The following is a 12,887-nucleotide window of genomic DNA, read 5'->3' as shown; positions in this document are numbered from 1 at the left end:
GCTCACGCCGTGCGTGCCGGTGTGACGTTCGCCGCTCCTTCGGGAGGGGGTGTCCACTCCGGTTACCGGCAAGTAGCATGACCGGGTGAGCGGGCGCTCAGTGATGGGTCGCCCCCGCGCAGCAGTGCACACCCGCACCTGGAGGAGAGCCAACGTGCCTCGTACCGTCAGGGACGTCGTCTTCGTCGACGGCGTCCGCACCCCGTTCGGCAAGGCGGGCCCGAAGGGCATCTACAACGGGACCCGCGCCGACGACCTCGTCGTGAAGGCGATCCGGGAGCTGCTGCGCCGCAACCCGGACCTGGACCCCAAGAAGATCGACGAGGTCGCCATCGCCGCGACCACGCAGATCGGTGACCAGGGCCTGACGCTGGGCCGTACCGCCGGCATCCTCGCGGGCCTCCCGCAGTCCGTCCCGGGCTATTCCATCGACCGCATGTGCGCCGGCGCGCTGACCGCCGTGACCGCCGTCGCGGGCGGTGTGGCCTTCGGTGCGTACGACGTCGCCCTCGCCGGCGGTGTCGAGCACATGGGCCGCCACCCCATGGGCGAGGGCGTCGACCCGAACCCGCGCTTCGTCTCCGAGAAGCTGGTCGACGAGTCCGCCCTGTTCATGGGCATGACCGCCGAGAACCTGCACGACCGGTACCCGACGATCACCAAGCTCCGCGCCGACGAGTACGCCGTGCGCTCGCAGGAGAAGGCCGCCAAGGCGTACGCCGACGGCAAGATCCAGCAGGACCTGGTCCCGATCTCGGTGCGCAACACCAACGAGGCGGCCGGTGAGACGGGCTGGGGCCTGGTCACCACCGACGAGCCGATGCGCCCGGGCACCACGCTGGAGAACCTGGCCGGCCTCAAGACCCCGTTCCGTACGCACGGCCGGGTCACCGCGGGCAACGCCGCCGGTCTCAACGACGGTGCCACCGCCGCGATCATCGCGTCCGAGGACTTCGCCCGCGAGAACAACCTCCCGGTCAAGATGCGCCTCGTCTCGTACTCCTTCGCGGGTGTCGAGCCGGAGGTCATGGGTTACGGCCCGATCCCGGCCACCGAGAAGGCCCTCGCCCAGGCCGGCCTGTCCATCGAGGACATAGGCCTGTTCGAGGTCAACGAGGCGTTCGCCGTCCAGGTCCTCGCCTTCCTGGAGCACTACGGCATCGCCGACGACGACGCGCGCGTGAACCAGTACGGCGGCGCGATCGCGTTCGGCCACCCGCTGGCCTCCTCCGGCGTCCGCCTGATGACGCAGCTGGCCCGCCAGTTCGAGGAGCAGCCGCACGTCCGCTACGGCCTGACCACCATGTGCGTCGGCTTCGGCATGGGCGCCACGGTCATCTGGGAGAACCCGCACTTCAACGCCGAGGGAGACTCCAAGTGAGCACCACCGCTGAGCTCCTGAAGGGTGCGGCCGAGCTGTTCCCGGACGAGGTCGTCACGTCCGCGCACGTCCGCCACCTGGACCTGCCGTTCGGCGCCGGGCGCTTCGCGCTCATCACGCTGGACAACGGCTTCGACCACACCAAGCCGACCACCTTCGGCCCGCAGTCGCTGGCCAACCTGAACGCGGCGATCGACCAGGTCGAGCAGGAGGCCCTCGCGGGCTCCATCGTCGGCGCGGGCATCACCGGCAAGCCGTTCATCTTCGCGGTCGGCGCCGACCTCAAGGGCGTCGAGCTGCTGAAGCAGCACGACGAGGCCCTCGCCATCGGCAAGGGCGGCCACGACGTCTTCAAGCGCCTCTCCGCGCTGGCCGTCCCCACCTTCGCGTACTACAACGGCGCGGCGATGGGCGGCGGTGTCGAGGTCGGTCTGCACTGCTCCTACCGCACCGTCTCGAAGGCCATCCCGGCCTTCTCGCTGCCCGAGGTGTTCCTCGGTCTGGTTCCGGGCTGGGGCGGCTGCGCCATCCTCCCGAACCTGATCGGCGCGGAGCGCGCGGTCTCGGTCATCATCGAGAACTCGCTGAACCAGAACCGCCAGCTGAAGGGCAAGCAGGTCTTCGAGCTGGGCATCGCCGACGCCCTGTTCGAGGGCGCGGACTTCCTGGAGCAGTCGCTCCTGTGGACCGCCCGCGTCCTCAAGGGCGAGACCGAGGTCGTACGCGCCGAGGTCGACCGCGGCGAGGCCTGGGACGCGGCCGTCGCCAAGGGCCGCTCCATCGCGGACTCCAAGGTGCACGGGGCCGCTCCGGCCGCCTACCGCGCGCTGGACATCATCGCCGCGGCCAAGGACGGCGACCTCCAGGCCGGCTTCGACGCCGAGGACGAGGCCCTGGCCGACCTCATCATGGGCGGCGAGCTGCGCTCGGGCATCTACGCCTTCAACCTGGTGCAGAAGCGCGCCAAGCGCCCGGCCGGTGCCCCGGACAAGTCGCTGGCCCGTCCGGTCACCAAGGTCGGCGTCGTCGGCGCGGGCCTGATGGCCTCGCAGCTGGCGCTGCTCTTCCTGCGCCGCCTTGAGGTGCCGGTGGTCCTCACCGACATCGACCAGGAGCGCGTGGACAAGGGCGTGGGCTACGTCCACGCCGAGATCCAGAAGCTGCTCGGCAAGGGCCGCATCAACCAGGACAAGGCGAACCGCCTGACCGCCCTGGTGACGGGTGTCCTGGACAAGGCCGAGGGCTTCGCGGACGCGGACTTCATCATCGAGGCCGTGTTCGAGGAGATGTCCGTCAAGCAGAAGGTGTTCGCGGAGGTCGAGGCGGTCGCCCCGGCGCACGCGATCCTCGCCACCAACACCTCCTCGCTGTCGGTGTCGGAGATGGCCTCGAAGCTCCAGCACCCGGAGCGCGTGGTCGGCTTCCACTTCTTCAACCCGGTCGCGATCCTCCCGCTGCTGGAGATCGTCCGCGGTGAGCAGACGGACGACGCTTCGCTGGCCACGGCCTTCGGCGTCGCCAAGAAGCTGAAGAAGACCGCGGTCCTCACCAAGGACGCCCCGGCGTTCGTCGTGAACCGCATCCTGACCCGCTTCATGGGCGAGATCCAGAACGTCATCGACGAGGGCACCCCGGTCGTCACCGCGGAGAAGGCCATCGAGCCGCTCGGCCTGCCGATGTCCCCGCTGGTGCTGCTGGAGCTCGTCGGCCCGGCGATCGGTCTGCACGTCTCCGAGACCCTGAACCGCGCCTTCCCGGAGCGCTTCACCGTCTCCCCGAACCTCGCGGCGGTCGTCAAGGCCGGCAAGCGCGGCTTCTACACCTACTCCGCCGAGAACGGCTTCAAGCCGGAGCTGGACCCCGAGGTCGCCGCGCTCCTGGTCCAGGGCGACTCGGTCCTGACCGAGGAGCAGGTGCGCGACCGCGTCCTGGACGCGGTCGCGCAGGAGATCGGCCTGATGCTGGAGGAGGGTGTCGTGGCCGAGGCCCAGGACATCGACCTCTGCCTCATCACGGGCGCCGGCTGGCCCTTCCACCTGGGCGGCATCACGCCGTACCTGGACCGCGAGGGCGTCTCGGAGCGCGTGAACGGCAAGAAGTTCCTCGCCCCGGGTCTGGCGAGCGTCCCGGCCTGAGGTCCGAACGCCCCGTAGGTACGCCCGTCCCCAGCGCGGGGGCGGGCGTCCGCCGTTCCGGGGGCCTGCCTCCGCGGGCGGCTGCGGCGCCGGACCCGGCGCCGCAGCCGCCCGTGAGGGCTGGCAGAATACGGATCATGGCGGATGGCAAGACACCTTTCAGCCGCCGGAGCCTGCTGTTCGCGGGCGGCGCGGCGGCCGCCGGCCTCACCACGGGCGGCCTGTCCTGGGCACTGCGCACCGGGGACGGCGAGCAGGACGATGACGCACCGCTGCCGGCCGGCGAGTTCGACATGCGGACCGGTTCGCAACTGCTGGCCCCGGCTCCGCTGTTCAATACGACCGGACCGCAGTCGTTCGCGTTCGACGACACGAACGGACAGATCTACGTACTGCAGACGGTTCAGGACGATATCCGCCTCGACGACGAGGAAGAACCGGTCGACTCGGCCGACCGCAAGTCCTCCGGCGATATGTGCCTGACCCGGCTGAGCAGTTCCGGAAAAACGCTCGGGCATATGTACCTGCGCGGCTTCGGCCACGGAATTTCGTGCGGCGTCGAGCCGACGGGTCAGCACACCTACATATGGGTGGAGGGCCGCGCGGAGGCCATGCGCGGCTACGGTCGCACCGTGGTCCGGGTGCCGTTCAAGGACGGTTCGGTCCTCGACAGCGCCGACGACTCCGTCCACCATTTCGACCCGGTTCCCGGTTCCACCGATGTCTGCCCCGCGCTCGACCTGCCCGGCGAGCGGGTGCTGGTGAGCCACGAGGAAGAGGGCGTGCACCGGTTCTCGGTGTACGGGATGGCGGATTTCCTGGCGGGGCGCTTCGACGCCGCACAGGTCATCAAGGCCGGGGTGCGGGTCAAGCAGGAGGAGTGGTTCCAGGGCTGCGCCCTGTACGGCGACTACGTCTACGTGTTGACCGGCGGCCCGTACACCGGCGACAAGGGGGACAACCCGCGGAAGTCCGGCGGAAATACATATGTCTCCGCAATTGACGTGCGCACCGGCAAGGCGCAGGGGCGTCACCACGTGACCGTTGCGCGGGATCTGGTGTACCGGGAGCCCGAGGGAATCGCGGTCTCCATGGCCGGCGGACGGCCGGCATTGACCATCGGATTTTCCGTGAAGACGAAGGACCGGCGCGAGCTGGCGCTGTATCGCTTCACGGCCTGAGAACGTTGACCTTCGGTTAACCCGGCGTTTTTCAGCCATCCATCAGGCTGCTTATACTACTGCGACACTTCACAGCATCCTTATACCTCCACGGGGGAGGCACCGCACCATGGGCTCCAAGCGGCTGCGCGCCGTGCTCGGCGTTCTGATCACCTCTGGGCTCATCCTCAGCTTCATCGGCATGCTGGTCGCCGTCGCGTTCGTCTCCCTCCCCCTGTTCGCCGGCTGTGCCGCGCTGAGCTACCTCGCCGACCTGATGCTCCACAACACCGAGTCGCCGACGCTGGAAAAACTGCGCGACTCGCGCTTCGGTCTGACGATGCGCTTCCTCATCCGGCAGTTCCTGCTGCTGGGTCTGTGCGGGGCCATCGCCGACATCGAGTCGTTCGTGGCGCAGATGACCACCATCGGCCTGCTCCTGCTCTTCATCCTCCAGCTCGCGTACGGCGCGCTCCTCAAGCACGTCCGCAAGATGCGCAACGAGCTGCCGTTCACCACGCGCGGGCTGGACCTGGAGGCGCTCGGCATCCGCCGCATGCCGCACCCGTTCCTGATGGACAAGCACGTCCGCAAGACGCTGCACCTGGACATCCCGCTGGTGGCCGGCGCGCTCGCCACCATCGCGACGGACGACTGGCGCTTCGTCACGTACGGCATGATCATCACGGTCTTCCTCGCCTACTTCTCCCTGCTGGTGCTGGTGCCCGACGCGCGCAACGCGCTCAAGCTGCCCACCACCGACGAGGCCATCGAGGAGCTCAACTACCAGCTGGCCGAATATCGACCCCAGGTCGCCCTCTACTTCACGTTCGCCGCCGTCTCCAAAGACTTCATGTACCAGGTGAACATGTGGCTGGAGTCGCTGGAGGCACTGGAACTGCGGCCCATCATCGTGCTCCGCGAGCGGGCCACCCTGCGTTTCCTGGACGCGACCTCGGTCCCTGTCATCTGCATCCCCAAAGCAGACAATCTCGCCCGCATCGAGATGAACGAGCTCCGTGTCGCCCTCTACCCCGGCAACGCGGGCAAGAACGTGCACATGCTCCAGCGCGCCGAGGTCAAGCACGTCTTCATCGGCCACGGCGACAGCGACAAGCTCGCGAGCAGCAACCGGGTCAGCAAGGTCTTCGACGAGATCTGGGTGGCCGGCCGGGCCGGCCGCGACCGCTACGAGCGCATCAAGCACGCCGTGTCGCACAACCAGATCGTCGAGGTCGGCCGCCCCCAGCTGATGCCCCTGCACCGCTGGACGGGTAGGGTCGCCAACCCCGTCCCCACCGTCATCTACGCCCCCACCTGGGAGGGCTGGACCGACGACGCCTGCTACACCTCGGTCATCCCGGCCGGCGAGAAGCTGATCAAGGCGCTGCTCGACTACGACCGCGACATCCGCATCATCTACAAGCCGCACCCGCTCACCGGCTCGCGCTCCGCCGAGGCCGGCGCGGCGCACCGCCGCGTCATCGCCCTCCTCGAAGAGGACAACGCCCGACGCTTCGGCCGCAACCTCACCGACTCCAAGGCAGCCGCCAAGAAGCTGGCCCGGATCGACCAGCGCATCGCCGACCTCTCCGAGCGCGGCGTCCGCTCCAAGTACCCGGACCTCACCGAGGAGGAGCGGACCGCGCGCATCCGGCGCAGCCGCAACCAGGCGGGCGCCCTGTACTGGAGCGCCGTCCCCGATGCCGCGCACCACGTGGTGACCGAGCGGATCCCGGCCCTGTACGACTGCTTCAACCAGTCCGACCTGCTCATCGGCGACATGTCCAGCGTCGTCTCCGACTTCGTCGCGACCCTGAAGCCGTACGCGATCTTCAACCTCGACGGCCTGCCCGACGACCAGTTCCGCAACGAGCAGCGGACGGCGTACGCCTCGTACCTGCTCGACGGCGACTGCAACGGTCTGGCGGAAGCCATCGAGGCGACGCTGAACCCGCGCGAGGACGTCATGGCGCCCTACCGCGAGCAGCTCAAGGAATACCTGCTGGGCGAGGAGTACCCGCCCAGCATCGTCCGCTTCAACGCGGCCGCCAACAACCTCTACCGGCGGGGGCTGCGCGACTTCCCCATCGAATACCCGGAGCAGCTCCCCTACCCCGTGTAGGCGCTCCTTCCCCCCGGTATCCGAGTCGCGCCGCCCGCTCCCCGCCCTCCCCAACCGCCGTGCCGCACCCTCACTCAGGAAGAAGGAGCCTTGTCCTCCAGGCCTCCCCACCGCACCATCGCCGTCGTACTCGCTGGGGGCACGGGCCAGCGCATCGGACTCGAAATACCGAAGCAGCTGCTCAAGATCGCCGGCAAACCGATTCTGGAGCACACGCTCCACGTCTTCGAGAACGCGCCGGACGTCGACGAGGTGATCCTCCTCATGACGCCCGCGTACGTGGAGGACGCCCGCCGCATCGTCGAGCGGGCCAAGCTGGGCAAGGTCACGCAGGTCCTGGCCGGCGGCTCGACCCGCAGCGAGACCACCCGGATCGCCATCGAGGCCGCGGCCGCCGGGCTCGGCGAGGGCGAGGACTGCAACCTCCTCTTCCACGACGCGGTCCGCCCGCTGCTGTCGCAGCGCGTGGTGCGCGAATGCGTCGAGTCCCTGGAGCGCTACCAGGCCGTCGACGTCGCCATCCCGTCCTCCGACACCGTCATCGTGACCCGCACCCACGGCAACGACGGCGAGTTCATCACCGAGGTGCCCGACCGCTCCCGGCTGCGCCGCGGCCAGACCCCGCAGGGCTTCCGGCTCTCCACGATCCGCGCCGCGTACGACCGGGCCGCCGGGGACCCGTTCTTCCAGGCCACCGACGACTGCTCCGTCGTCGTCAAGTACCTGCCGCACGTCCCGGTCCACATCGTCACCGGCGACGACTACAACATGAAGGTCACCCAGCCCGTCGACGTCTTCATCGCCGACAAGCTGTTCCAGCTCGCCTCCCACGCCGCGCCCGCCCAGGCCGGCGAGGCCGCGTACCGCGAGCAGCTGGCCGGCAAGACGATGGTGGTCTTCGGCGGCTCCTACGGCATCGGCGCCGACATCTCCCGCATCGCCGAGGGGTTCGGCGCCCGCGTCTTCGCCCTGGGCCGCTCCACCACCGGCACGCACGTCGAGAACCCCGCCCACGTCGCGGAGGCCCTGGCGGGCGCCTACGCCGAGACCGGCCGCATCGACTACGTCGTCAACACCGCGGGCGTGCTGCGCGTCGGCCGCCTCGACGAGACCGACAACGACACGATCCGGGAGGCGCTGGAGGTCAACTACCTCGCCCCGGTCAACATCGCCCGGACCGCGTACAAGTACCTCAGCGAGACCCAGGGCCAGCTGCTGCTCTTCACCTCCAGCAGCTACACCCGCGGCCGCGCCGAGTACAGCCTGTACTCCTCCACCAAGGCGGCCATGGTCAACCTGACCCAGGCCCTCGCCGACGAGTGGGCCGACGACGGCATCCGCGTCAACTGCGTGAACCCGGAGCGCACCGCCACCCCGATGCGCACCAAGGCGTTCGGCCAGGAGCCCTCGGCCTCGCTGCTCACCTCCGAGTCGGTGGCCCTGACCTCCCTGGACGTCCTGCTGTCGGAGATGACCGGCCACGTCATCGACGTGCGCAAGCAGGACCCGACCACGACGCCGGCGCAGCGCTCCGGCTTCGAGGCGGCGCTGGCGTCCGTGCTGATCGCATCCACGGAGGACCAGGGGGTCTAGGCGTGACGTACGCACCCGGACAGCACCAGCACGGCCGACGCCCGAAGATCTTCGTGGCCGGCGGTTCCAACGCAGTCAGCCGCCCGTACAGCTATCTCCCCATGGCCGGGTGGGCACAGACCCTGCCCCTCTTCCTCACGGACGAGGTGGAAGTGGTCGCCTGCGCCCGGGCGCGGGCAAGCTCCAAGAGCTTCCGTGAGCGCGGCCGGCTCCAGTGGATCCTGGACACCATGGAGGCGGGCGACTACCTGCTGTTCGGCTTCGGCCAGACGGACTGGAAGCCGGACCCGGGCCTGCACACCGACCCCTTCACCACGTTCCTGGAGCACATGCGGGCATACGTGGACGGCGTGCGGGAGCGGCAGGGCCACCCGGTGATCTACCTGCCGTACGAACGGCGGCGGATCGACCGGCACGGCAACGTGGCCCGGTTCCTCGGCGACTACCCGCTCGCCGCCCGGCAGCTGGCCGAGGACGAGCACGTTCCGGTCGTAGACATGTACGGCCAGAGCCTTCAGTGGTGGGAGGAGCTCGGGCCGGAGGCGACCAAGTCCGTGTTCACCTACCTGCGGCGCGGAGAGCCCCTCCTTGAGCACGTCCTGGATGCGGACAACGTGCACCTGCGGGCCGAGGGCGCGATCGAGTGCGCCCGGTTCGCCGTCCGCAGCATGCTCGAACAGGGCGTCATCCCGTCCCACTGGGGGCGGGACCTCGACCGCACGCAGTTCTCGTACGACGAGATGGGCTGGCTGGACGAAGAGACGTTCGATCAGCGCACCAGGTCCCGTGTGTCCCAGTTCCCCGGCGCCAAGGAGTCCGGCACGTGAATCACCTCCTGTGCCGGGGCCGGGCCCTGGGGGACGAACCGTCCCTGGGCGCCGTCTACGCGGCCCTGTACAGCTCGGCCGACCCGCGCCGCGGGGTGGCCCCCGGCGAGACGGTCCAGCTCGGCGTGTCCGTGGCGCCCGACCAGGGTGCCTCGCGCGGCTGCGCCTACCTGTTGGAGGCCCCGCTGGCCGACTCCGCCGACGTCGTCGCCGTCCAGGGGCTGGAGTACTTCCCGCGGCAGCGCTGGTTCCGGATCCGCGCCGAGGCCGGCGAGACCGGCACGGGCGTCCTGCACCTGCGCGTCCACGACAGGGCCACCGCACCGAGGATCCGGCCCCAGATCGTGGTCGCCGTACCGGACGCGACCGGCCGCAAGCTCGTCCGGACGGCCAAGCTCGACGCCGACGCCCTGCCGTTGCGACCGGCGACGGCCCGGAGCCTGCGGATCACGACCGAACCCGGCAGGCCGGGCACGGCCAACGTGCTGTCCGCCGCCCCGGCGGGGAGCACCGCCGTCTCCGTGACGCAGCCGCGCGGCGGCGACGTGCAGTTGTCGTACGACGGCTGGGTGACGTACACCCCCGCCCCCTCCTTCACCGGCTACGACCGCTTCACGTACACGGTGGCCACCCCGGCCGGGGAGCAGCAGACCTCCCACGTGAACGTCTTCGTGGGCTCCCTGGACCACATCCCGGGCGCCTTCCCGCAGCGGCCCGCGGACGCCGCCATGCGGCCCTGGCAGTGGCCCGAGCTCAGCGGGGAGATGCCGTGGCCCCGGCCCGACCAGACCGCGCGGAACCGATGAGGAACACAGGACCATGAACACCGCCTCCGTGCGCCCCACCGACGTCAAGGACGTGACCGTCGCGGTCCGCGTCCACAACCAGGCCGCCGCGCTCGACGCCTGCCTGGCCTCCGTCTTCGTGCAGAGCATCGGCACGGACCGGCTGGAGGTCATCGGCGTCGACGACGGGTCGACGGACGAGAGCGGGTCCGTACTGGCCCGCGCGGCCCACCAGTACCCGGCGTTCGTGCGCGTCGGGCAGGTCTCGCAGGGGCTGAGCCCGGCCGGGGCCCGCAACTGGGCGCTGAGCCAGGTCCTCGGACGGTACGTCATCTTCCTGGAGGCCACGGACCGGCTGGCGCCCGACGCGCTGGAGCGGATGGTGGCGGCGGCCGACGCGAACGAGGCAGACGTCGTGCTGGGCAAGCTGGAGAGCTCGGGCCGGCACACGGTGGCGACCTCGATGTTCCGCAAGAACCAGGCCCACACCGACCCGTACGCCACCCGCGTCTACTGGTCGCTGACCCCGGACAAGCTGTTCCGCACCAGCCTGCTCCAGCGCCGCGGGCTGGCCTTCCCCACCGACATGGTGATCGGCGACGACCAGGCGTTCACCGCCGGCGCGTTCATCGGGGCGGACAACGTCTCGGTGGTCGGGGACGCGACCTGCGTGGTCAAGGGCCCCTCCCCGGCGGTCCGCGCGACGCTGCCCGACCGGGTCGCCCTGGCCTCCCGGATGCTGGCGCTGGTCGCCGCGCAACTGCCCGAGGGGCCGCGCCGGGACAAGCTCCAGTCGCGCCACCTGGAGGTGGAGCTCGGCAAGGCGACCGCGGCCGCGCTGCTGTCCGCCCCGGACCCGGCGGAGCGGGACCAGGCGCTGTGGGCCGCGGCCGAGGTGCTGCGCGCCCAGGCTTCCCCGGGCGCGCTGGCGCTGCTGCCGCGCATGGTGGCCGTACGGCTCGCCCTACTGGCGCAGGGCCGGTTCCCGGAGGCGCAGCAGATGGCCGCGTTCGAGGCGGACAAGGATCGGCCGGCCGTGCGCAAGACGGTCGAGAACGGCCGGGTGTTCACGACGCTGCCGTTCTTCCGCGACCCGCAGGTGGGGCTGCCGGACGAACTGTTCGACATCACGGGTGACATGACGGTCACCCACCAGCTCCAGAAGGCCAGGTGGGAGGGGCCGATGCTGACGCTGGACGGCTTCGCGTTCTACGAACAGCTGTCGACGAAGGACCGCACCACGCGGGTGGTGCTGCGGGAGCGGACGAGCGGTGCGCAGGAGGGCTACGCGGTGACGGCCCGCCGGGACGACGCGCTGGTCAACGCGAAGGGCAAGCCGCGGGCGATGGGCCGGTTCTCGGCACGGGTCAACCTGGCGCAGACTTCCAGCGGTTGGCCGCTGCCGCCGGGCACGTGGGACGCGTACCTCGCGGTCGGGTTCGAGGGTGTGACGCAGGAGGTGCGGCTCGGGCCGAAGCGCTCCGGGGACCTGGACACGACCGCCCGGGTGCCGGTTCCGATCGGGGCGGCGCCCGGTGCGCGGGGCATGGAGCTGGCCGCCGTGCCGTACTACACGGAGACGGGCGGGTTCAGCATCGAGGTGTTCCAGCGGACCCCTCTGCCGCGGAACGCCTGACCCGACGCCAGAAGCCAAACGCCAGGCGCCTGACGGCTGACGCCCTGATGGCTGACACCCTGACGCGCGGCCTGAGCCCGGCTCAGGCCGCTTCCCAGGGGCCGAACACCAGCCCCTGCTGCGTGGTGTCCTGGCGGGTGCAGATCAGGGAGCCGTCGGCGTCGAAGGCGGCGACGGCGATCCGGCCCGAGCCGTCGACCGCCACCTGGGGGGCGTACGCGCCCTGGCCGCCGAGGGAGGCCCACCAGGTTCCGTAGCCCTCGTTCTCGGTGACGTAGGCGGTGACTTCGATGTCGCCCTCCGCGCCGGTCTGCGCGAGGACCGTGCAGTCGTACCCGCCGAGGTCGGCCCGTACGACGCCGGGCGCCCCGCGGCCGCCCGCACCGCCGAGGCCCATCAGGCCGCCCTGGACGCCCTGCTCTCCGGCCCGCCAGGCGACGAGCGAGCCGTCGCCCGGGTAGCGCCAGAAGTACGTGACCCGGCGCGGGCCCGTCTCGCAGACGGCCGGGGTGCCGGGGACGACGGCGGTGGGGATGCGGTGCGCGAGCGCGAAGCGGCCCTGGCCGATGCCCGCCCAGCGGTCCGCGCCGGCCGGCCCGAGGACGAGCATCTCCAGCTGGCCGCCGGCGGGCATCAGCGGGGTGACCCCGCTCTCGTACGGCTCCGGGCCCACCTGCTTCCAGCCGCCCCACGCGCCCTCGGCGTTGCGGCTGCGGCGCAGGAGGCCGCCGCGGCGCATCGAGACGAGGACGTGCGTGGAACCGGAGCGCTGGTTGACGGCGATGCGCGGCGGGCCGGCGAGCCGGTCGTCGGCGGGACCCCCGCGCAGTCCGGGGGTGCCCAGACCGTGCCAGTCGATCATTCCGCGGCCCGGCTGGAACTGGGTGGAGACGATGATTTCCGGCCGCCCGGAACCGTCCTGGGCGGCCCGCAGGGCGACGAAGTGCACGTACCCCTCACGGCTCTGCGCCATCGAGACGGTACCCATCCAGCCCGGTATCTCGAAGAGGTCGGGGCCGGTCCAGCCGGTGTGGGGCGCCGCGGCCTCGGTCCAGCGCAGCAGGCCGTGCGGGGTGCAGGCGTAGGCCGTCAGCCGGCCGTCGCTCCCCTTGAACAGCCAGTTTCCGGCCGGCGGCGAGGAGCGGCGGGAACCCGGTCCGCCGGGGGACGTCTGCTGCGCCCCGCGGGCGGAAGAGGCGGTACGGGCACCGCCTTTGCCTCGGATCACTCCGCTGTCCACCCTTC

The 12,887-nt window shown here is 70.7% G+C and carries 9 protein-coding genes; 8 read left to right on the top strand and 1 reads right to left on the bottom strand.

Annotated features, from left to right (window positions below; all coding sequences use genetic code 11):
• The first annotated feature begins 154 nt into the window (after positions 1–154).
• From OHA65_RS29135 to OHA65_RS29100, 8 genes are all read left to right on the top strand, one after another.
• Complete coding sequence (locus OHA65_RS29135; protein WP_327279159.1) at positions 155–1,381, top strand: acetyl-CoA C-acyltransferase; 1,227 nt, start codon at positions 155–157, stop codon at positions 1,379–1,381.
• On the top strand, positions 1,378–3,516 hold the full coding sequence (locus OHA65_RS29130; protein WP_327279158.1) for a 3-hydroxyacyl-CoA dehydrogenase NAD-binding domain-containing protein: 2,139 nt from the start codon (positions 1,378–1,380) through the stop codon (positions 3,514–3,516). Before OHA65_RS29135 ends, OHA65_RS29130 begins: the two co-directional genes overlap by 4 nt.
• Positions 3,517–3,653: 137 nt before the next feature.
• Positions 3,654–4,697: a signaling protein gene (locus OHA65_RS29125; RefSeq protein ID WP_327279157.1), complete on the top strand. Its 1,044-nt coding sequence runs from the start codon at positions 3,654–3,656 to the stop codon at positions 4,695–4,697.
• Between the two features lie 109 nt (positions 4,698–4,806).
• Positions 4,807–6,801, top strand: coding sequence for a hypothetical protein (locus tag OHA65_RS29120; protein ID WP_327279156.1), 1,995 nt, complete (start codon positions 4,807–4,809; stop codon positions 6,799–6,801).
• Positions 6,802–6,891: 90 nt separating this feature from the next.
• A complete protein-coding gene (locus OHA65_RS29115) occupies positions 6,892–8,394 on the top strand; it encodes a bifunctional cytidylyltransferase/SDR family oxidoreductase (protein WP_328764102.1) in 1,503 nt (500 codons plus the stop codon).
• A 2-nt stretch (positions 8,395–8,396) separates the two neighbouring features.
• A complete protein-coding gene (locus tag OHA65_RS29110) occupies positions 8,397–9,221 on the top strand; it encodes a rhamnogalacturonan acetylesterase (protein ID WP_327279154.1) in 825 nt (274 codons plus the stop codon).
• Positions 9,218–10,027: an Ig-like domain-containing protein gene (locus OHA65_RS29105; protein ID WP_327279153.1), complete on the top strand. Its 810-nt coding sequence runs from the start codon at positions 9,218–9,220 to the stop codon at positions 10,025–10,027. The genes OHA65_RS29110 and OHA65_RS29105 overlap by 4 nt, the downstream gene beginning before the upstream one ends.
• A gap of 13 nt (positions 10,028–10,040) precedes the next feature.
• On the top strand, positions 10,041–11,642 hold the full coding sequence (locus OHA65_RS29100; protein WP_327279152.1) for a glycosyltransferase family 2 protein: 1,602 nt from the start codon (positions 10,041–10,043) through the stop codon (positions 11,640–11,642).
• An 82-nt stretch (positions 11,643–11,724) separates the two neighbouring features.
• On the opposite strand, the gene OHA65_RS29095 is transcribed toward OHA65_RS29100, so the two are convergent.
• Positions 11,725–12,870 (bottom strand): hypothetical protein, encoded by a 1,146-nt coding sequence (locus tag OHA65_RS29095; RefSeq protein WP_327279151.1) that lies wholly within the window; start codon positions 12,868–12,870, stop codon positions 11,725–11,727.
• Positions 12,871–12,887 lie beyond the last annotated feature (17 nt).

The sequence above is a fragment of the Streptomyces sp. NBC_00045 genome (assembly GCF_045041095.1).
In the GTDB taxonomy this organism is placed as follows: domain Bacteria; phylum Actinomycetota; class Actinomycetes; order Streptomycetales; family Streptomycetaceae; genus Streptomyces.
Note: the sequence above shows the minus strand (reverse complement) of the source record. Positions and strands in the feature narration are given on the sequence as shown.

Coding starts and splice junctions, on each gene's coding strand:
- OHA65_RS29120 (WP_327279156.1), top strand. CDS start 4,807: ATGGGCTCCAAGCGGCTGCGCGCCGTGCTCGGCGTTCTGATCACCTCT.
- OHA65_RS29125 (WP_327279157.1), top strand. CDS start 3,654: ATGGCGGATGGCAAGACACCTTTCAGCCGCCGGAGCCTGCTGTTCGCG.
- OHA65_RS29100 (WP_327279152.1), top strand. CDS start 10,041: ATGAACACCGCCTCCGTGCGCCCCACCGACGTCAAGGACGTGACCGTC.